The sequence below is a fragment of the Roseobacter insulae genome (genome assembly GCF_019375555.1).
GTDB lineage: Bacteria > Pseudomonadota > Alphaproteobacteria > Rhodobacterales > Rhodobacteraceae > Roseobacter > Roseobacter insulae.
In genome coordinates this window covers 286,088-307,696 of record NZ_JAHXDN010000006.1, presented here as the reverse complement: position 1 = coordinate 307,696, position 21,609 = coordinate 286,088, and the positions used below count along the sequence as shown (strand labels likewise).

The window sequence follows — 21,609 nt, the reverse complement described above, 5'->3', positions numbered from 1 at the left end:
TCGTGGGCGCTTAAGCATGATCAAACATTAAGGAACAGCATGCATCACGCGTTGCATTGCCGGTTTTTTGACGACATTCTCGGGCCATGGATTATCTGGCCATTAGTCACAATGCCGGTTTGATTGCTGCATCCCTTGTCGTCGCCCTTGTTGCGGGATTTACCGGGCTGACGCTGACGAAAGACCTTTCGCAGAAAACAATCAGGCAACGCAAGTTCGCCATTGCGCTGGCCGCGGTGGCCCTTGGTGGCGGCATCTGGTCGATGCATTTCGTGGCCATGCTCGGGATGCAGATGCCGATCCAGTTCTATTACGATTCCGCTGTCACACTCGCATCCGCCCTGCTGGCGATCCTGATCGTCGGGGCCGCCCTGAGCATCCTGCATTTTGCGGACCGCTCCCCGACAACCGTCACTCTCGCGGGCGGACTTGTGGCGCTTGGGATCCTGTCGATGCATTATCTCGGCATGGCCGGTCTGCAACTGTGTCGCGCCGTCTATACGCCTGTCGGTATCGCGCTGTCGGTTGTCTCTGCTTTCGTCCTGTGCATCGCCGCCTTCTGGATCGCCTATGGCCACCGAACCAACAGGAACATCCTTTTCGGCACGCTCTGCTTTGGCATCGCCGTATTTGCCGTGCATTTCGTGGCCATTACCGGAACGCGGTTCGTTCAGGTGCCCTCCTTCAATGAGCTGGGTCCGGTAATGAGCAACGAGGTGTTGGCCCTGGGTGTCATACTCTCCAGCTTCGTGATCTTCGGCGCATTCCTGTGGATGAGCGTGACCTTTCTGTTGCCGCAGCCGACCGGGCCATCCGACACAGGCAGACAGGCCGCGCCGTCGCAGGGCATCGCCCGGACGCAGACCGATCCGGTTGCACCACTGCCAATGCGGATTCCCTGTGAAAAAGACGGTACCACGCTTTTCGTGGATCCCGCGCAGGTCGCTTTTGTCAGGGCCGAGGGGCATTACACGAATGTCTACACCGATGACGCCCAGCATTTCTGCGTCTGGCCCATCACCGAAGCCACGAAAAGGCTTGTCCCCCGCGGGTTTCTCAAGGTTCATCGCAGCTATCTGATCAACCCCGCCCGGGTCGAGAATTTCGAACGGTTGAAGGACAACGGGCTTTGCCGGTTTGCCGGCACCGGCCTGCCGCCCGTGCCCGTGAGCCGCTCCAACCTCAAGGCGGTCCGTGAGGCGCTCGGCGTCTGAGCCATTCGCATTTCGTGCACTCTCAGCCGCATTTCGTGAAAATTTCCGCCCCTTTCGTTGAATTAGGCAAGCGCATGTCGGCCTGGCGAGGCAGCCTTTATCTCAGCCAGACGAATTGCTCACGAGGGAGGACAAGCAATGATTCCAGCGCCGTTCGACTATTATCGGCCCACGGACATCGCGGGCGTGATCGCCCTTCTGGAGGAACACGGTGATGATGCGCGCGTGATGGCGGGCGGGCACAGCCTGATCCCGATGATGAAGCTGCGCATGGCCGAAATACCACATCTGATCGACCTGCAGGATGTCGCCGGGCTCGGCGGCATCACGATTGACGGCAGCGAAATTCGCATCGGTGCGATGACCACGCAGGCCGATCTGATCGACCACGAGGGCCTCGCGGCGGCCGCGCCCATTCTGCGGGAAGCGGCGCTGCAGATTGCAGACCCGCAGGTGCGCTACATGGGCACGGTTGGGGGCAATGTGGCAAATGGCGATCCCGGCAACGACATGCCCGGGCTGATGCAGTGTCTGGACGCGCAGTTCACGCTTGTGGGTCCGGATGGCGAACGCACCGTCGCGGCGCGCGATTTCTATGAAGCCGCCTACATGACGGCGCGCACGGATGAAGAGGTTCTGACCTGCGTGTCCTTCACCGCGCAACCGGGCGGCGCCGCCTACGAAAAGCAAAAGCGCAAGATCGGGGATTACGCGACCGCTGCCGCCGCCGTGCAACTGACCAGGGAGGGCAGCACATGCGCCGCCGCCTCGATCGCCATGACCAACCTGAGCGACGTGCCGGTCTGGTCACCTGCCGCAGGGGCGGCCTTGGCAGACACGCCCGTTGACGACAGCGCGATCAAAGCAGCCGTGGACGCAGCGCTCGCCGATATCGATCCCACCGAAGACAACCGTGGCCCTGTCAAGTTCAAGCGCCATGTGGCCGGCGTGATCCTGACCCGCGCGATCAAGAGCGCCTGGGCGCGCGCATAGTAGAGGACCCAAGATGCCAGATAAAATGCATATCAAAGTGACTGTGAACGGCCAGGATGAGGAGTTCCTCGCCGAACCTCGGGAACTGCTGATCTACGCCCTGCGCGAGCGGCTGAACCTGACCGGCCCGCACGTGGGTTGCGAAACCTCGCATTGCGGCGCCTGCACGGTGATCGTGAACGGCAAATCCGTCAAATCCTGCACGATGTTCGTGGGTCAGGCCAATGGTGCCGAGATCACGACAATCGAAGGGCTGGGCAGCCCGGATGCGTTGCACGTACTGCAGGAAACCTTCCGCGAGCACCATGGGCTGCAATGCGGATTCTGCACACCGGGCATGATCACCCGGGCGCACAAGCTGCTGGAGGAAAATCCCAATCCGACCGAAGAAGAGGTGCGGTTCGGCATGGCGGGTAACCTGTGCCGCTGCACCGGCTATCAGAACATCGTGAAATCCATTCTTGCCGCTGCGGCACAGATGAATGGCGCACAGGAGGCCGCGGAATGAAAGACGAAGTAGAAAGCCGCGACGACCGCGTCGCCAACCTCAAGGGCCTGGGATCGGCGCGCAAACGTGTCGAAGACGTGCGGTTCACCCAAGGCAAGGGCAATTACGTCGATGACATCAAACTGCCCGGCATGCTGCACGGCGACTTCGTGCGCTCGCCCTATGCGCACGCGCGCGTCAAATCGATCAATATCGATGCCGCCATGGCGCTCGATGGCGTGGTCGCTGTTCTGACCGCCAAGGATCTGGAGCCCCTCTCGCTGCACTGGATGCCGACGCTCGCAGGCGACAAGCAGATGGTGCTCGCGGATGGCAAGGTTCTGTTCCAGGGGCAGGAAGTGGCCTTTGTCGTTGCACGCGACCGTTATGTGGCCGCCGATGCGGTGGAACTCGTGGAGGTGGATTACGAAGAACTGCCGGTTCTGACCGATCCCTTCGAGGCGATGAAATCGGACACTGTGTTGCGTGAAGACCTTGAGGATGGGGCGGATGGGGCGCACGGCCCGCGCCGCCACCACAACCACATTTTCCTCTGGGAGGAAGGCGACAAGGCGGCGACCGAGGAGGTGATCGACAGCGCCGAGGTGGTTGTCGAAGAGATGGTCTATTATCACCGTACCCACCCCTGCCCGCTGGAAACCTGCGGGGCGGTGGCCTCGATGGACAAGGTGAATGGCAAGCTGACGCTTTACGGCACGTTTCAGGCGCCTCACGTGGTGCGCACCGTCGCCTCGCTGCTCTCGGGCATCGAGGAGCACAACATCCGCGTGGTCAGCCCCGACATCGGCGGCGGCTTTGGCAACAAGGTAGGCGTCTACCCCGGGTATGTCTGCTCCATCGTTGCCTCCATCGTGACCGGTTTGCCGGTCAAATGGGTCGAGGACCGGATGGAAAACCTGATGGCCACGGCCTTTGCCCGCGATTACTGGATGCAAGGCAAGATCAGCGCCACCAAGGAAGGCAAGATCACCGGTCTGCATTGCCATGTAACGGCGGATCACGGTGCCTTTGACGCCTGCGCGGACCCTACAAAGTACCCCGCGGGCTTCTTTCACATCTGCACCGGGTCTTATGACATTCCGGTGGCTTACGTCGGGGTCGATGGGGTCTATACCAACAAGGCGCCGGGCGGCGTTGCCTATCGCTGTTCCTTTCGGGTGACCGAGGCTGCCTATTTCATTGAACGCATGATCGAAGTGCTGGCGATGGAGCTGAACATGGATGCCGCCGAGCTGCGCCGGATCAATTTCATCAGAAAAGAGCAGTTTCCCTATCAGTCCGCCTTGGGATGGGAATACGATTCCGGCGATTACCACACCGCATGGGACAAGGCGCTGACCTCCGTTGGTTATGACGATCTGCGCCGTGAACAGGCGGAACGTGTCGAAGCCTTCAAGCGGGGCGAGACGCGCAAGCTGATGGGCATCGGGCTGAGCTTCTTCACCGAGATCGTGGGCGCGGGCCCCGTCAAGAATTGCGACATCCTCGGCATGGGCATGTTCGACAGCTGCGAGATCAGGATCCACCCCACCGGATCGGCAATCGCGCGGCTTGGCACCATCAGCCAGGGGCAAGGCCACGCGACGACTTTCGCGCAGATTCTGGCGACGGAAACCGGTATCCCGGCGGATTCGATCACCATCGAGGAGGGCGATACCGACACCGCGCCCTACGGGCTGGGCACCTACGGGTCGCGCTCCACCCCGGTGGCGGGGGCGGCCACGGCGCTCGCAGGCCGGAAAATCCGCGCCAAGGCACAGATGATTGCGGCCTACCTGCTCGAAGTGCACGACGATGACGTGGAGTTCGATGTGGACCGTTTTGTCCTTAAGGGTGCGCCGGAGCGGTTCAAGACGATGAAAGAGATCGCCTATGCCGCCTATAATCAGGCCATTCCGGGGATCGAGCCGGGGCTGGAAGCGGTCAGCTATTATGACCCGCCGAACATGACCTACCCCTTCGGGGCCTATGTCTGCGTGATGGACGTGGACGTGGACACCGGCACCACGGACATCCGCCAGTTCTACGCGCTGGATGACTGCGGCACGCGGATCAACCCGATGGTGATCGAGGGGCAGGTACACGGCGGCCTGACCGAAGCCCTGGCCATCGCGATGGGACAGGAGATCGCCTATGACGATCTGGGCAATTGCAAAACCGGCACGTTGATGGATTTCTTCATCCCCACCGCGTGGGAAACGCCGAATTATGTCACCGATCACACCGAAACGCCCTCGCCGCACCATCCGATCGGGGCCAAGGGTGTGGGCGAGAGCCCTAACGTGGGCGGGGTTCCGGCGTTCTCCAATGCGGTGCATGATGCCTTCCGGGCCTTTGGGCTGCGCCAAGCGCATATGCCGCACGATCACTGGCGCATCTGGCAGATCGCCAATGATCTGGGCCTGCACGACTAAAGTGACCCCGGGCGGGTCATGGCACCTGCCCGCACGGCAAAGAGACGGATAATGGCCTGGAACGATCTTCAAGACGCAATGGCGGGGCATGGGTATGTCGCTTCCGACGATCTGTCGGTGGCGCTGCACCTTGCGCTGTCGCTGGGGCGCCCCATCCTGCTGGAAGGCGCGGCGGGCGTGGGCAAGACCGAAGTGGCGCGCGTTCTGGCCGCGGTTCAGGACACCCGACTGCTGCGGCTGCAATGCTACGAAGGTCTGGATGCGGCACAGGCAATCTATGAATGGAACTACCAGCGCCAGTTGTTGTCGATCCGCGCGGCGGCGGAAGATGGTGAAACCGGCGCCAGCGTCGAAGCGCGCATCTTTTCCGAAGACTTCCTGTTGGAGCGGCCGCTGCTCGCCGCCATCAGGCAGGACAAACCGCCTGTCCTTTTGATCGACGAAATTGACCGGGCAGACGAGGAATTCGAAGCCTACCTGCTGGAGATCCTTGCGGATTACCAGATCACGATCCCCGAGCTGGGCACGATCCGCGCCGTGACCCGGCCCATCGTGGTGCTGACGGCCAATGGGACACGTGATCTGTCCGATGCATTGCGACGACGCTGCCTTTACACCTACGTGGACTACCCTGACCGCGCCACGGAACTGGCGATCCTATCAGCGCGTTGCCCCGAGATCGAAATGAAGCTTGCAGGCCAGATCATTGGTTTTGTTCAGAAACTGCGCAAAGAAGAGCTTGAGAAAGCCCCCGGCATCGCCGAGACACTGGATTTCGCGGCCGCCCTCATGGGTCTGGGCGTGGCCGATCTGACCGATGATCCTGCGGTGCTGCAAGCGACGCTGACCACCCTGCTCAAAACCCAGAGCGATCAGGCCAGTATCACGACGGAAGTGGCGCAGCGCATCGCCGGGCGCGCCGCATGAGCCGCGTGACCAGATTTGCGGCACGAGACCCCGGCCCCGCCGCGCGTGTCAGCGGCTTTCTGGCGCATCTGCGCGAAAATGGGCTGCGCCTTGGCGTGGCGGAGACAGAGCTTGCCCTGACCGCCCTGACACAGGTCGATGCCGCCGTGCCGGTGCAGAGCAAACGGGCGCTGCGGGCGGTTTGCACCGGATGCAGGGAAGACGCGGACCGCTTTGACGACCTGTTCGACAGTTTCTGGCTGAACGGCGGGCGGGTCAAACAGAAGATTGTTCCCAGCAAGGGCGAAACGGCCAAGGATCACGTCCACTCGTCCCGTGTGGCGCAAGGCGCGCCGGCAACCGGCGCCGGGGAGGCCACCGCGCCGGATGGCGGCAGCGGCGCGTCGGAAGGCGATGGTCTGGGCAAGCTTATGGCGACCGAGGTCACAAACCTGATGAAAAAGGACCTGCGCGATCTGGTGCGACCCGAGGATATACTGGCAGCAGAGCGGGTGGCGCTGCGCCTTGGCGCGGCGTTGCGGGATCGCAGGTCGCGGCGACGCAAGGCCGCGCGCAAGGGCGACAGGCTGCATTTCCGGCGCGTGATCCGGCAAAGCCTTGCCACCGGCGGCCAACCGTTTGACCTGCCGAAAAAACACCGCCCGGACCGTCTGCGCAAGATTGCCGCGATCTGCGATGTCTCGGGATCGATGTCGGTCTACGCGCAGGTCTTCCTGGCGTTTCTGGCCGGGCTGATGCGTGCTGATCAGACGGCGGATGCTTATCTCTTCCACACGCGTCTTGTGCGAATTACCCACGCCCTGCGCGACCGGGATGCGCTGCGGGCACTGGCGCGCATGTCGCTCATGGCCGATGGTTTTGCCGGGGGATCCAAGATCAGCCACAGCATCGGCCGTTTCGCCGACACCCATGCCAAGAGATTCGTCGACGGGCGCACCGTGGTCCTGATCTTGTCGGACGGATTCGATACCGACCCGCCCGCCGCGATGTCGGCGGCGCTGAGCCGTCTTCGGAAACGCGGCTGCAAGGTGATCTGGCTCAACCCGCTGAAAGGGTGGCGGGATTATGAGGCGACCGCACAGGGAATGGCCGCCGCCCTGCCCTACATTGACCTGTTCAAAGCGGCGAACACGCTGGAGGAGCTGGCCGGGCTGGAACCGGAGCTGGTGCGCCTATGATGCCCAAAGAGTTGCTGGACCCGCAGATGACCGACGCGCTGGAGGCGCTGCGGCTGCGTGACGAGCCCTTCGCCGTGGCAACCATTGTCCGCACGGCCGGGGCGACAGCGGCCAAGCCCGGCGCCAAGGCGCTGCTCCGGTCCGACGGCACGATACTGCACGGCTGGCTTGGTGGCGGCTGCACGCGGGCCGCGGTGCAAAAAGCCGCCCTTGTTGCCATAGCCCAGGGCAAACCACAGCTTGTTTCGGTCGCGCCGGAAGACATTCTTTCGGACAAGGGACTGGTGGCGGGTGACGAGGTCGAGGGCGTGTATTTCGCCCGCAACGGGTGCCCGTCGAAAGGCTCCGTGGACGTATTTATCGACCCCAGCCTGCCCCGCCCCGAGGTGGTGATCATCGGCGCATCGCCCGTTGCCACGGAGCTTGCCGAGCTTGCCCCCCGGTTTGACTGGGAGGTGACCGTTCTGGCGCCGGGTGACAGCTTTGCCCAGACCGCGCCGGGCCGCAGGCGGGCGATCGTGATCGCGACCCAGGGCCAGGGCGACCGCACAGCACTTGAAAAGGCGCTTGCCACAGAGGTCGATTATGTAGCCTTCGTCGGCAGTCGAAAGAAATATGCCGCCCTGGCAGAAAAACTCCGGCAATCAGGGATTTCGCAAAACCGCATCAATGCCGTCCGTGCCCCCGCCGGCATCGACATTGGCGCGGTCACGCCCGAGGAAATTGCGCTTTCCATCATCGCTGAACTCACGCAGGTCAGACGCCATGCGCGACACGGGGCCGTCGCCGATGCGTGATGCCACCGTTGCCCGGCGCGCTGCAGACTTGGGTTGTGCAGCACTGCCACACCCCCCGCAGGCGGATGAATGGCGATCCGGACGCACGTCCCGCCGGAATAAAACCCCATACAGTTAACAAAGGAACCGTCATGGAACTGAGCGATGAAATCACCATCAACGCGCCGATGGAAGATGTCTATGCGGCGCTGAACGATCCAGAGATCTTAAGGCAATGCATTCCCGGCTGCGAGGAACTTGTCCAGACATCTGACACCCAGCTTGAGGCCAAGGTCGTGCTCAAGGTCGGCCCGGTGAAGGCAAGGTTTTCAGGCGAGGTCGCGCTGGATAAATCCGGCGCCCCCACCCGGTTTTCACTGACCGGTCAGGGCAACGGCGGGGCGGCGGGACATGCCAAGGGCGGTGCCGATGTCACCCTTGAAACACTCGGGGATCAGACTGTTCTGCGGTATGATGCAAAGGCACAGATCGGCGGCAAACTGGCGCAGCTGGGCAATCGGCTGATCCAGGGCACGGCCAAGAAGCTGGCGGCGAAGTTTTTCGCGAACTTCGCGAAAGTCATGCAGCAACAGGCGGCATGACACCGGCGACGCAAGCTTGGTTGCTCTTTGGACGGACAAAAGGGCGTGATTTCGTGCAATTCGGATTTGGGAAACGACAGCCCCACACCCCGAAACCTACAGGATCGAATGGTGAAATCCCTCTGAGGGGCCATTAACCATCCCGCTCTGTTTTGCCGCTTGTTTAAGGATTTTTAGGGATAGTTTTTCATATGTGATGTCCGACTTTGCACCTTGGAGATCGATATGACACAAAAACTATATGCCTGTCTGGGATCGGGCAATTGTTTCAAACCGTGGCTAGCGTTCCATCAGCTTAACCAGTCTTTTGACCTGCAAATTATCGATGTTCTGGCCGGTGAGCAGAAATCGCCCGCGTTCTTAGAGGTCAATCCCCTCGGTGTGGTCCCCTATCTGCAAACAGAAACCGGTTTTGGTATCGGCGAAAGCAACGCGATGCTCTGGTACATTGCCGACGGCAGCCACCTCATGCCACAGTCGCTGGCGGAACGCGCCGAAGCGTTGCAGTGGATGTTTTTTGAACAATCCAAGCTGGAGCCATTCATTTCGCCAGCCCGGTTTTTCACCACGATTGTGCCGCAGCAACGCGAAGAGCGCGCAGCCGACATCCGCGTCTGGCAGGACAACGCGCTAAACGGCCTGATGCGCCTCGAAGCGCACCTTGCGCAGCGCAAATTCATCCTGTCCTGCGGATATTCGATCGCCGATATCGCCCTCTTTGGCTACACACATGTGCTCGAAGAGGCCGGGCTGACACTCGAAGACTACCCCGCCATCGCCCGCTGGATCGATGACGTTGCACAGACTGAAAACTTCCGTCCTCTTTCCGAGCTTGGACAGGTGGCGTCAGCTGCCGCTTAACACCAGACTGGTCCGGAGTGGGCACCATGGGAGAAGGCAAAATCACGTCCGCTGCCCGCAGTGAAAGGTCATTGATACCTTTGTCCAACGCCCCCGACCCTTCCGGCCCGGAATTTGACCCGTTCCAGGCAGCCCGGCAATTACGCACGGCTGTCTGGATTTTTGACATCGACAATTCCTGCATTCTCCACGCGAATGAATCCGCATGCAAACTGTGGCAGGCCGACAACGAGGACCTGCTGTGCGCGCGCGATTTGTCTGAAGGCATGTCGTCGACAGTTGCGGCCCGTCTCAAACAGTATCAAATCGACTTTGAAGAACGTAATTCCGTCTTCAATGAACTCTGGACCTTGTACCCTAACGGAGAACCGGAAACCGCCATGGTGGTCTTTTCCGGTTTTCGCCTGCCCGACGGGCGGATGGCCATGCGATGCGAGGCCACCGGAAGCGTTGACGATCTGCCCGAAAACCTGCGCAGCGCCGAGGCATTGTTGCATACCGATGTGATGATCATGCTCTTTGATCTGGACGGCCCGGCGCTGTATATGAACCCGGCAGCCCGCAAAGCCACCCCCCGATCCCTGGACAGCTTTGCTGAGATTTTTACGGATCACGCCGACTTTGTGGCTCTGGAAAAAATGCTGGAGCAACATGGCGAGCACAGGTGCGTCGCCCTGGTGGAAACCGCGACGGAGCCACATTGGTATGACATCTCCGCCAAACGCTGTTCTGACGCGGTAACCGGCAGTCCCGCGGTTCTGGTCACCGCCATTGATGTGAGTGAGCTTAAAAATGCACGCGATCAGGCGCATTACCTTGCCGAGCGCGACCAGCTGACCGGCTGTTTCAACCGCTCTTTCGTACAATCCCGGCTCGAAGCGCTCGAAGCCAAGAATACCTCCACGACCTATGCGCTTTTGTATCTGGACGTGGACCGGTTCAAACAAATCAATGACCGCTTCGGTCACGAGATGGGTGACGCTGTCCTGAAAGAGCTGGTGTCACGGTTCGACGCCGAGTTATCGGAGGATGATACGCTCGCGCGCATGGGCGGCGACGAGTTCGTCATCCTGATCAAGAATGCGTCACAAGAGTCTGATCTTATTGAAAAGATCGAAAGGCTGAGGCTCGCGATCAACAAGCCGATGGTGTATGATGCGATCCTGCTGAACGTGACGATCAGCATCGGGGTCGCGCTGATCGAACCCAATGACCAGACCGTCATGGATGCGATCCAGCGGGCGGACATCGCTCTTTATGCCTCAAAACAGCGTGGCCGGAACCGCTTCCTGTTCTTTGATTCCGAAATGGGGGCCGAAGCCTCGGAGCGCAATCAGCTGGAAGTGGAGCTCATGCGCGCCTTGGAAAAGCGTGAATTCGTCCTGTATTTCCAGCCCCGCTACGATCTGAGAAGCAACCAGGTTGTATCTGCCGAGGCGCTGGTGCGGTGGCGTCATCCGGTGCGCGGGCTGGTAATGCCGGGCAAGTTCATTCCGATTTGTGAAGAAACCGGTATCATCGAGGAGTTGGGGCAGTTCGTTCTGGAAGAAGGCTGCAATCAGGCCATTGAGTGGCATCGCAGAGGTCTGGACATCGGATTGTCCATCAATGTCTCTCCCCGTCAGTTCTCTGGCGATAAACTGATGGAAACACTGCGCGCATTCTCTCAAAGGCCCGATTTCCCCAATGGTTACGTCGAGTTGGAGATCACCGAGACAGCCCTGATCGGTGATCTGGAGATGATCGCACAGAAGCTGCGGGCAATCACCGACCTTGGGTTTCGCATCGCGATTGACGACTTCGGCACAGGCTATTCAAACCTCTCCTACATCACACGCTTTCCGCTAAACTGCCTGAAGATCGACAAGTCCTTCGTCGACCAGCTGCCCGACACCATTCCGATCATCCAGCTGATCTTGACAATGGCGGCTCAGATCGGCGTCACCACTGTTGCGGAAGGTGTTGAAACCGCCGAACAGATCGAACAGCTTGCGGTTTCAGGGTGTGAACAGGTTCAGGGGTATTACTTCACCAAGCCCGTGCCGCTGGAGGCCTTCGAGGAAACAACCCGACGCCTGAACGAAAACGGGTTTTCAATCGATGCCGGAGACGCTCCCGAGGCTCACCGGATACCGGCACGCGCCACCCGGTAGAACCTCGCGGCGCACCCCGATTTTCGCGCGGAACCGGCGAGGACTGCGAGACAACGGCGCCTGGGCACAGCTCTGGCTGTTTTTAACGGGTCGTCAGCGTTCCGGAAGGTCAGGATCATGGCGTTTTGCCTGCCGCGCTCTGCCTGCGCCGGTTTCGTCCAGCCTGCCCGCATTGAGGCTTAACAGTAGTCTTTTAAAACAGGCTTCTGATGGCCGGGGGCGGAGATTGTCCCGGGGAAGATCACGGCAATGTCGGGCATTATGTTTGATCCATAATCGCGTCTCTGCCTGAACCACCGCGGCGTCAATTTGATCAGGTGTCTCAAGCCAAAACAGACGCTTTTGCCGAATGGTGCCAGCACAAAGCCACACACCGCATTTTCCGCCACAACGGGGCAGATAGCCTAGCGTCCGCCTGCCTTGGAACCCGTGGACGGGCAAAACCGTCCCAATGTCGCGAAAGCTTTCACAGCTGCGACATCACGCCGATGCAGCGAATTGTTGCTCAAATCGAAAGTGCCATGCAAAGCAACTGACGAAACATGCCACAGTGTGACAGAAGAGCCGCCAATAACTTGCGAGACATAATCGCACTTTTCCGCGACCTTTGTCTTTCAGGACGCACGACAGCGATGGAAATCTATTGATCGAGACCCTATTCGCCTGCACCATCACCCTGCAAAAACGCGGCAGGTATAAAAAGTTGTATTTCCCATGAAAATTTCACTCGGAATGGTTCTGGCCCTTTGCCTTGCCGGATTGCAGTTTGTCGCGGTTACCTTTGTTGTCTTTTCGTCCTTTTTGACGTCTGAAAAAGTGCTGCTCGCACATGCGCGCGACCTGCTGCGCGATGTCGGCACCAATACCATCGAACACTCCAAGGGGTTTCTCAAACCGGCGCGCGGGGCAGCCGAACTGGCCACGCGCCTTGCAGAGAACGAGGTCATTGCCAGCGACAACTTCGAACAGCTGGAAAAACTGCTGTTTCAGCAACTTCAGATCTCGCCCCAGTTCGCCGGCGTGTTTTACGGCGATGAGACGGGCAACTTCGTCTACGTCATGCGCAGCGATGGCCCCGGGCCCTTCCGGTCAAAGATCGTCATGTGGGAAGACGGCCAGCGGACAACCGACCTGATCTGGCGCGATGATCGCTATGCCATTGTCGAAGAACGCGCGGACCCGACCGACACCTACGACCCGCGCGAACGGCTCTGGTACCAGACGGCCAGCGAAAAGCTGACAAGCATCTGGACCGACCCCTACATCTTCTTCACGTCGCAAAAGCCGGGCATCACCGCAGCCTCGCCGGTTTTTGATCCCTTTGGCGGTATTCGGGGCGTTGTGGGGGTGGACATCGGGATCGACGCAATTTCCGAGTTTTTGTCGCGGTTGAATGTCGGCGACAGCGGTAAGGCGCTGATCCTCAACCGAAATGGTGATGTGATTGCGCATCCCAACCAGGAACTGATCCGAACACAGAACACTGATGGTACGTTCCGCTTTGTCAATATCGCGGAAATCGGCGATCCGGTGGCACGGGCCGCCTTCGGACACCTGGACAGCACCGCCGAGGTCTCCGTGGAGCGCGAGGTCTCGTCGCGCTTCGGCCTTGGCGACTCGACCTTCGTGTCCACCCTGATGCCGGTGATCAGCGAGGAATTGCCCTGGACCATCGCCGTTTACGCCCCCGAGGCCGATTTCACCGGTGAAATCAAAGCCAACCGCTCGCAGAATGTCTGGATTGCGGCCTCCATCGCCCTGATCTCGGGCATTTTCGGACTGGTGCTGGCCAACTACATCCATAAGCCGGTGCGCGCTTTTGCCGTGCGGTCATCGCTTGTCTCGCAGGGGGAGGTTTCCGCATCCGAACCCCTGCCGAAAACCTACCGCGAACTTGAACGCGCGAATGAAACGCTTGTGCAGGCCATCGCCGAGCGCAAGAAATCCGAAGCTGAATTCGGACGCACCTTCGACCTTGCATCGCGGGGTATGGCACAAATTCAGGCCAAAACCGGAAAGCTGATGCGCGTAAACACAAAATTCGCGGATATGCTGGGATATACCAACGACGAAGTGCTGCAACTGACGGCGCATGACATCTCTCACCCCGACGATCCGGTTGCCGCTTTCTTCTTCGAGGACGGCGGGAACACCGGGTCGGAATATCTGCATGAAAAGCGGCTTTTGCGCAAAGACCGCAGCGTGATCTGGGTCAGCGAGAACGTTATCGTGATCCGGGACGACGCGGGCAACCCGCTGCATGCCGTCGTGACCGTGGATGACATCACCGAACGGAAAGCCTCCGAGCGCAAGATACAGCAACTCAGCTGGGACCTGTCCCATTCGGCGCGCGTCAATGTGATGGGCCAAATGGCTACCAGCCTCGCACACGAGTTGAACCAGCCGCTTCTCGCGATCACGCAAAACATGGACAGCGCGTTGTTCAACCTGCAGCAAAGCACCTGCGACATCGAAGAACTGAAGACCATTCTGCAGGAAACCGACCGTCAGGCCCATCGCGCAGGCGATATCATCAAGGCGCTGCGGGGCTTTGTCAAAAAAGATGGGGTTGAAAAGGCCGAATTCGATTTTCAGGAGCTGTTGGAACAAACGCTGCAGCTGGTGCGTTCTGAAGCGAAGGAGCATGGGATTCACATCAGCACCGACGCGGTTGACCTCGATCCGGTTTACGGATCGCGGGTTCAGATTGCGCAGGTCCTTGTGAACCTGCTTAGAAACGCCATTGAGGCGATTGCAGATAGCGATGTGGAAGAGCGGTTAGTGAAACTGAAGGCCATGAATACGGACAATGGGCTGATGGTGGACGTCCTCGACACCGGGCCGGGCTTTGACCCGACAAGCGACCTCTTCGAACAGTTTGAAACCACGAAGGAGGACGGCATGGGGCTTGGCCTGTCGATCTGCCGCACGATTGTGGAATCGCACGGCGGAAAGCTCTGGTATCAGGAGGACGAAAACGGCAATTCGCGGTTCTGCTTTACCCTGCCCGCCCTGATCCCGAAATCGGTGCCAGAGATCCAGAATGAACTCAGCGCCTGAGCCCTGCATCTTCATCGTCGACGACGATGAAGATATCCGTGCCTCGCTGTCGCGCGCCTTGCGCACCCGCGGCTACGCGACCGAGGCTTTTGCCTCCGCACAGGCGTTTCTGGATGCCTATCACCCGGAGCAATCCGGGTGCCTGATACTGGACTACGGCATGCCGGCCATGTCCGGCCTCGAACTTCAGGAGCTGCTTGTCACCAAGGGGATTTCATTGCCCATCATCTTCATCACCGGGCACGGTGGTGTGCCGGAATCGGTGCGTGCAATGAAGCTGGGGGCAATCGACTTTCTGGAAAAACCGTTTCGGCAGGAAGTGTTAATCAAGCAGATTGATGCAGCGCTTGAACTTGACGCCAAGGGGCGACGTGGCCGCGACCGGGCCAGAAACGCCAAGGAGCGGTTCACCAACCTGACCGACCGGGAAAAGGAAATAGCCGAGTTGCTGGTCTCCAACCCTTCCAGCGCATCGAGCAAGGACGTGGCGCGTCACCTCGACATCAGCCCCCGGACGGTGGACCACCACAGGGCCCGTATTCTTGAAAAAATGCGGGTGAATTCCGTGGCCGAACTGGTCGATCTGTCGATCAGCACACGGCTTTTCGAAAGACGCTAATCCGGCATAGGCAAAATTACCTACGTAGTTACACGAATTTACGGGGCTCCCCCCATCCAGCATACTTCCGGCACAATGTGAGTGTTGAGTGTTGGGAACCGTGAGCACAGTTTTGTGCAAGCTGTTAGTGAGTGACCGAGTTCCGATTTGGTGAGCAACTCGTAAAAAGTTTTTTTCGCATCCGGAAATTGGTTTCGAGTACACGTTGCTTGGACAGTCCGGAACAGCGTTGCAACCGGGGTCACATTGCTGGTTGCAACGCGCTTGCACGCTCGGTTTTGAATTTAAGAGTACCTAATCATTTAAAGGAAACCCGCAGCGATCCGATTGCTGCGGGTTTTCGCATCTTGCCCCGATATGCATCCTCAAAGCGGAGGATCACGCGGCCTTCTGCAACCCGAGAACATCCGCAACCGTCGCCCCCATCGCCGATGGGTTTGGCGCAACCGTAATCCCGACAGCGCTCAACATCTCCACTTTCTCCTGCGCGCTCTCCCCGAAGGCGGAGATGATCGCCCCCGCATGTCCCATCTGACGGCCCTTGGGCGCGGAAAGGCCAGCCACATAGGCAATAACCGGTTTCGTCATGTGCTCGGACACGAAAGCAGCCGCCTCCGCTTCCTGCGGCCCGCCGATTTCGCCGATCATCATGACGGCGTCGGTCTCCGGATCGGCTTCGAAAAGCGCCAGTATGTCTCGAAATGAGGATCCGTTGATCGGGTCGCCACCAATACCGACCGAGGTGGAAACCCCAATCCCCAGGGCCTGCATCTGGCTGGCCGCCTCATACCCCAGCGTGCCGGAGCGCCCCACGATACCGACCCGGCCCGGTGTGTAGATATGCGGCGGCATAATCCCCATAAACCCTTTTCCCGGAGAGATCACGCCCGCGCAATTCGGACCGATCAGACGCATTTTGCGCTCTCTTGGGTAGCGTTTGAGAAACCGTTTCACCCGCATCATGTCCTGCGCCGGAATGCCATCAGCCACGCAAACAGCGGTGCGGATACCCGCATCTGCCGCCTCCATCATCGCGTCGGCGGCAAAGGGCGGTGGCACGAACATCAGGCTGGCCTCCGCGCCGGTGGCGGCGACCGCCTCGCGCACTGTATTGAATACCGGGCGCCCCAGAACGGTCGTGCCGCCCTTGCCCGGGGTCACACCGGCCACAACGCGGGTGCCGTTCTCGATCATCTCCTCCGCGTGGAATTGGCCAATGCGTCCGGACATGCCCTGCACCACCACTTTGGTGCTCTCATCTATCAAAATCGCCATGGATGGTTCTCCCTATGCGGCGGCCGGTTGGGGCCGCAGTGAAACCGCGGCGTCAGCGGCTTCTGCCAATGTGTCCGGTGTGACGATCGGCAGGCCCGAGGCCTGCAGGATCTGCTGACCCTCTGCCACATTCGTGCCTGCCAGCCGCACCACGACCGGCAGGTGGAGCCCAAGGTCACGGTAGGCCTGCACAACCCCCTCGGCGATCCAGTCGCAGCGGTTGATACCAGCGAAGATGTTCACGAGGATCACACTGACATTCGGATCGGACAAGACAGTCCGGAAGGCCTTGCACACACGATCCGGGCTTGCGCCACCGCCAATATCAAGAAAATTCGCAGGCTCACCGCCAGCAAGCTTGATCATATCCATCGTGGCCATCGCCAGCCCGGCACCGTTGATGATGCAGCCGATGTCGCCCTCCAGCCCCACGTAGGCCAGACCATGGTCAGCCGCCATCGCCTCGCGGGGGTCTTCCTGGCTGGGGTCACGCAGGGCCGACACCTGAGGACGGCGATAAAGCGCATTGGTATCAAAGCTCATCTTGGCATCCAGCGCCACCAGATCACCCCCGCCTCGGATGACCAGCGGGTTGATCTCGACCATCATCGCGTCAAGATCGCGGTACGCGCGATAACAGGCCCGCAGCACATTCACCATCTGCGCAATCTGCCCGCCGGTCAGCCCGAGGGAAAAGGCCAGTTCGCGGGCCTGGAATTCGGCCAGCCCAACCGCGGGGTCGACGACCATGCGCCGCAGGCTGTCCGGATCCTTCTCCGCGAGGTCCTCGATCTCCATTCCGCCATGCGCGGACGCCACGATCATGATCCGCTCGGTTTTGCGATCCAGCACGAACCCCAGGTACAACTCCCGCTGGATGTCCGAAGCTTCTTCGACCCACAGGCGGTAGACGCCCTTGCCCGCCGCGCCGGTCTGCTTGGTCACCAGTTGCTTGCCGAACAGCTCGGCGGCACAGTCCCGCACTTCCTCTTCTGTTTGGCAGAATTTCACGCCGCCCGCCTCGCCGCGGCCCCCGGAGTGTATCTGCGCTTTGACAACCCATGCAGCACCGCCCAGTTCGCGCGCGCGATACCCGGCCTGCTCCGGCGAATAGGCCACGCCGCCGCGCGGCACAGGCACGCCGAAGCCCGCCAGAATTTCCTTGGCCTGATGTTCGTGAATGTCCATATCGTCCTCCTGAAATCAGACCTTTTCAGCAATCGCCTGCGCCACCTCGATGACGTTGCGCGCCATCTTCTCGGATGCCGCGTCGATCATCTTGCCGTCGAGCGACGCCGCCCCGCGGCCCTCGTCTTCGGCCTTCTTGAGCTCTTCGATGATCCGCTCCGCCTTGGAGATTTCGGTCTCCGGCGGGCTGAACACTTCGTTTGCCATTGCAACCTGACTGGGGTGGATCGCCCATTTGCCCTCGCAGCCAAGAGCGGCGGCCCGGCGCGCGCCCGCCTTGTACCCTTCCGGATCAGAGAAGTCGCCAAACGGTCCGTCGATCGCGCGCAACCCGTAGGCGCGGCACGCGATTACCATGCGCGTGATAGAGGCATGCCACTGATCCCCGGGATAGTCCGGGTTGAGCCCGCCAATGTTAACCGTCCGCGCGCGCATCGAGGCGGCATAGTCCGCGACCCCGAAATGCAGCGCCTCAAGACGGCCGCCAAACTGCGCCACGGCCTCGACATTTGCCATGCCGAGGGCAGTTTCGATAAGCGCTTCGAGACCGACACGCGTTGCAAGCCCGCGCCCCTGTTCGATCTGGTTGACCATCGCATCAACCATGTAGAGATCCGCCAGCACACCCACTTTCGGCACCAGAAGCGTGTGCACGCGGTCCCCGGCCTGTTCCATCACATCCACCACGTCGCGGTACATGTAATGCGTGTCCAGACCATTGATCCGTACAGACACGGTCTTGCCTTTCGCCGCCCAGTCGATGTCATTCAACGCCTGAATGGCATTGCGGCGCGCCTGTGTCTTTTCGGGCGGCGCAACCGCATCCTCAAGGTCGAGAAAGACGTAATCCGCGCCGCTTTCGGCGGCCTTGTCGATCATCGTCGGGTTAGACGCGGGAACGGCCAGTTCCGAGCGTTGCAGACGTTGCTTGTTGAGCGGATAAAGCGTGTGGGACACGGGGCAATTTCCTTTGTTTGGTGGTGATTATTCTGCGGCGACCCGAAAGTCGCGCTGCGCGAGGTGTTCGGACATGAACCAGCTTTGCGCGGCCGCAACGCCGGCCCCCAGGTCAAGACGGGTACCGGCCCGCATCAAGGCCATTTCGGCAACCGACAGTGCGGTGAGGCACATGCCTTCATTCAGGTCGCCAATATGCCCGATGCGAAAAACCTTGCCCGCAAGACGCGCCAAGCCGGAGCCCAGCGACGTGTTGTAGTCTTCATAGGCAATGCGGATCACCTCACGGGCGTCTACGTGGGGCGGTGTCCGGATGGCCGACACGGTGTTCGAGTAAAGCGACGGATGCTCTGCCACCAGATCGAGACCCCAGGCCGCCACGCCGTGCCGGACACCTTCCGCGAGGCGCCTGTGGCGGGCGATCACGTTATCCAGACCCTCCGTCGCGATCCGGTCCAGCGATTGACGCAGACCATGCAACAACTGCGTTGGCGGGGTGTAGGGAAAGTACCCGTCGGCATTCATGGCCACCATATCGGCAAAGTCATGGTAGGCGCGGCGCATCGTCGATGTGCGCGACATCAGCATCGCCTTTTCGCTGGCGGCCAGAATGCCCAGCCCGGCAGGCAGCATCAGCCCTTTCTGGCTGCCGGTGATCGCCAGATCGACCCCCCATTCGTCCATGCGGAACTCCAGCGATCCGATGGAGGAGACGCCGTCCACGAACAAAAGCGCATCATGAAAGTTTTCATCCAACGCGCGGCGCACCCCCGCGACATCGGATGTGACACCTGTTGCCGTCTCGTTGTGGGTCACGAAAACCGCCTTGATCTCATCGTTGGTGTCGGCGGCCAGCAGGCGGTTGAATTCACGCACCGGTGCCCCTGCACCCCAGGGAACATCGACCACCTGCACATCGAGCCCAAGGCGCTGCGCCATCTCCACCCACAGGGTCGAAAACTGGCCATGACGCGCCATCAGCACCCGGTCGCCGGGGTTGAGGGTGTTGGTGATCGCCGCCTCCCACGCAGAGGTGCCGGACCCCGGAAACATCATGACGGTGCCGCTTTGCGTGCGGAAAACCGATTTGAGGTCGTCGAAAAGGCGCCGCGTCAGGTCACCAAAATCCGGCGCGCGCATGTCCTGCATGGGCAGATTCATCGCCTGTCGAACGGTTTCGGGCACGTTGGTCGGGCCGGGAATGAACAGGTGGGTGTGGCCGGTGCGCATGCGAGGTCTCCTTGCTGGTTTCCCGGACCATGCAACCATCGGGCACATCCGCAAAACGGAACCGCGTCCTGCTGTGTATGCAAAATTTTACAAACAATAATTTTTGTAAATTTGTGAACTTTTCAGTAAAGTGCAATTATGAAGACATTCATCGGGCCAAAATTACGGCGACTTCGTACCGACAGTGCACAGACCCAGGGACAAATGGGCAAGGCCCTTGGGATCAGCACGTCTTATGTCAATCTGTTGGAGAAAAACGAACGCTCGGTATCCGTGCCGGTCCTGTTGCGGCTGCTCGAAGTCTACGGGGTCGACTGGCGTGATCTCGTGGAAGACGATGACACCGCAAAGCTGGCAGACTTGCGTGGCGTGCTGCAGGACCCGCTTTTTGAATCGGATCGCCCCGACCTCACGCAGTTGCGCGGCGCGTTGACCCACAGCCCCGATCTGGCCGCGTGCTTTTTGCGCCTGCACCGCGCCTATCTGGCCGCGACCGACCAGTTGATGAGCGTGGCCCAGGCCGGAGACGGCGCCCAGACAAAACTGCCCACATCAACAGAAGCGTCGGTTCATAACTTCTTTCGCGAGAACGATAATTACTTCGATAGCCTTGAGCTGGCGGCCGAAGCTTTCTGGGGCGGCAGGAAGGTGGCCACGGATGATATCTACGCGGCGCTGAAAGACAGGTTGCGCGAAAAACTGGACCTGCGCGTGCGTGTCGTACCTGTATCGGAATTGCCGGAAACACTGCGCGAATACAGCGAAGAACGCCGCGAAGTCGTGATGTCCGAAGCGCTTGATCACACCAACCGGGTCTTTCAGCTGGTGCATGTCTCAGGCCTGATCGAACAGCGGCAGGTGCTCGACGATCTGCTGGCCAAGTCAGGTATTGACGACACACTCGGCCGAGCAAGATGCCGTGTCGAACTGGCAAATTACTTCGCCGCGGCCGTGCTGATGCCCTATGAGCCATTTCTGGACGAGGCGCTGGCCAGCGAATATGACTTCGATCACGTTGCCACGCGGTTCGGTGTCAGTTTCGAACAGGCCTGTCACCGGGCCACCACCCTGCAACGTCCGGGGATGCGCGGGGTGCCATTCTTCTTTCTCAGGATCGACAAGGCGGGCAACGTCTCCAAAAGGTTCAATTCCACCGATTTCCAGCTGGCCGAATATGGCGGGGCCTGTCCGAGGCTGGATGTGCACACGTCCTTTCGCACACCGGGGCGGATCGTTCCGCAATTTGTCGAAATGCCGGACGGGAGCCAGTTTTTCGTCTTTGCCCGTACCGTGGATCGTCCCAATGTGTCCCGCTTTGCCCAGGATGTCCGGCTGGCCGTCGCCATGGGATGCAGTACCGAGCACATCGGCGCCATCGGATACGCGGAGGGCCGCAGCCTGTCAGCGGTGCGCATGACCCCCATCGGGATCAACTGCCGGATATGCCCGCGCGTGAACTGCGACCAGCGCGCGCATCATGCGGTGGTCTTGTCCGATCCGCTGGACATGCGGCGGCGGGGCGCGACGCGGTATGCAAGTTAGCCGCACGCCAGCGCGCGGTCCCCAAAAATGCTCTTGCTGGCCCCGCCGGGGCCGCTCTGGGCGCTTCACCGCCTCGTCCCGGTGTTTCCTGTCGACATTAACACGACCGGTG

The 21,609-nt window shown here is 60.3% G+C and carries 17 protein-coding genes; 13 read left to right on the top strand and 4 right to left on the bottom strand.

Going from position 1 to position 21,609, the window contains the following annotated elements; all coding sequences use genetic code 11:
* The first annotated feature begins 86 nt into the window (after positions 1–86).
* The 12 genes from KX928_RS20685 to KX928_RS20630 all read left to right on the top strand — a co-directional run bounded on the left by KX928_RS20685 (position 87) and on the right by KX928_RS20630 (position 15,305).
* A complete protein-coding gene (locus KX928_RS20685) occupies positions 87–1,214 on the top strand; it encodes an MHYT domain-containing protein (protein ID WP_219506451.1) in 1,128 nt (375 codons plus the stop codon).
* 138 nt (positions 1,215–1,352) lie between these two features.
* Entirely contained in the window at positions 1,353–2,207 is an 855-nt protein-coding gene (locus KX928_RS20680) for an FAD binding domain-containing protein (RefSeq protein WP_219506450.1), read from the top strand.
* 13 nt (positions 2,208–2,220) lie between these two features.
* The gene (locus tag KX928_RS20675) at positions 2,221–2,715 is read left to right on the top strand and encodes a (2Fe-2S)-binding protein (protein WP_219506449.1); all 495 of its coding nucleotides are present in this window, start codon (positions 2,221–2,223) and stop codon (positions 2,713–2,715) included.
* Complete coding sequence (locus KX928_RS20670; RefSeq protein ID WP_219506448.1) at positions 2,712–5,129, top strand: aerobic carbon-monoxide dehydrogenase large subunit; 2,418 nt, start codon at positions 2,712–2,714, stop codon at positions 5,127–5,129. The genes KX928_RS20675 and KX928_RS20670 overlap by 4 nt, the downstream gene beginning before the upstream one ends.
* Positions 5,130–5,180: 51 nt before the next feature.
* Positions 5,181–6,056: an AAA family ATPase gene (locus tag KX928_RS20665; protein ID WP_219506447.1), complete on the top strand. Its 876-nt coding sequence runs from the start codon at positions 5,181–5,183 to the stop codon at positions 6,054–6,056.
* Entirely contained in the window at positions 6,053–7,234 is a 1,182-nt protein-coding gene (locus KX928_RS20660) for a vWA domain-containing protein (RefSeq protein ID WP_219506446.1), read from the top strand. Before KX928_RS20665 ends, KX928_RS20660 begins: the two co-directional genes overlap by 4 nt.
* Positions 7,231–8,031 carry an XdhC family protein gene (locus tag KX928_RS20655; protein WP_219506444.1) on the top strand — a complete coding sequence of 267 codons (801 nt, stop codon included), beginning with the start codon at positions 7,231–7,233 and terminating at the stop codon, positions 8,029–8,031. Before KX928_RS20660 ends, KX928_RS20655 begins: the two co-directional genes overlap by 4 nt.
* A gap of 131 nt (positions 8,032–8,162) precedes the next feature.
* Positions 8,163–8,612, top strand: a complete 450-nt coding sequence (locus tag KX928_RS20650) for an SRPBCC family protein (RefSeq protein ID WP_219506442.1) — start codon at positions 8,163–8,165, stop codon at positions 8,610–8,612.
* Positions 8,613–8,837: 225 nt separating this feature from the next.
* Entirely contained in the window at positions 8,838–9,473 is a 636-nt protein-coding gene (locus tag KX928_RS20645; protein ID WP_219506439.1) for a glutathione S-transferase family protein, read from the top strand.
* 26 nt (positions 9,474–9,499) lie between these two features.
* Positions 9,500–11,626, top strand: a complete 2,127-nt coding sequence (locus tag KX928_RS20640) for a putative bifunctional diguanylate cyclase/phosphodiesterase (protein WP_219506437.1) — start codon at positions 9,500–9,502, stop codon at positions 11,624–11,626.
* 714 nt (positions 11,627–12,340) lie between these two features.
* A complete protein-coding gene (locus KX928_RS20635; protein WP_219506435.1) occupies positions 12,341–14,686 on the top strand; it encodes an ATP-binding protein in 2,346 nt (781 codons plus the stop codon).
* Entirely contained in the window at positions 14,670–15,305 is a 636-nt protein-coding gene (locus KX928_RS20630; RefSeq protein WP_219506434.1) for a response regulator transcription factor, read from the top strand. The genes KX928_RS20635 and KX928_RS20630 overlap by 17 nt, the downstream gene beginning before the upstream one ends.
* Before the next feature lie 378 nt (positions 15,306–15,683).
* Here the strand turns inward: KX928_RS20630 and sucD are convergent, their stop codons facing one another.
* The 4 genes from sucD to KX928_RS20610 are packed head-to-tail and all read right to left on the bottom strand — an operon-like array spanning position 15,684 to position 19,955.
* Positions 15,684–16,580, bottom strand: coding sequence for a succinate--CoA ligase subunit alpha (sucD, locus tag KX928_RS20625; RefSeq protein ID WP_219506431.1), 897 nt, complete (start codon positions 16,578–16,580; stop codon positions 15,684–15,686).
* A 12-nt stretch (positions 16,581–16,592) separates the two neighbouring features.
* A complete protein-coding gene (locus KX928_RS20620; RefSeq protein ID WP_219506429.1) occupies positions 16,593–17,768 on the bottom strand; it encodes a malate--CoA ligase subunit beta in 1,176 nt (391 codons plus the stop codon).
* A 15-nt stretch (positions 17,769–17,783) separates the two neighbouring features.
* Positions 17,784–18,725: an HpcH/HpaI aldolase/citrate lyase family protein gene (locus KX928_RS20615; RefSeq protein ID WP_219506426.1), complete on the bottom strand. Its 942-nt coding sequence runs from the start codon at positions 18,723–18,725 to the stop codon at positions 17,784–17,786.
* Between the two features lie 27 nt (positions 18,726–18,752).
* Entirely contained in the window at positions 18,753–19,955 is a 1,203-nt protein-coding gene (locus KX928_RS20610; protein WP_219506424.1) for an aminotransferase class V-fold PLP-dependent enzyme, read from the bottom strand.
* Positions 19,956–20,093: 138 nt separating this feature from the next.
* Between KX928_RS20610 and KX928_RS20605 the strand changes: the two genes are divergently transcribed.
* Positions 20,094–21,497: a helix-turn-helix domain-containing protein gene (locus tag KX928_RS20605; RefSeq protein WP_219506422.1), complete on the top strand. Its 1,404-nt coding sequence runs from the start codon at positions 20,094–20,096 to the stop codon at positions 21,495–21,497.
* Positions 21,498–21,609: the final 112 nt, after the last annotated feature.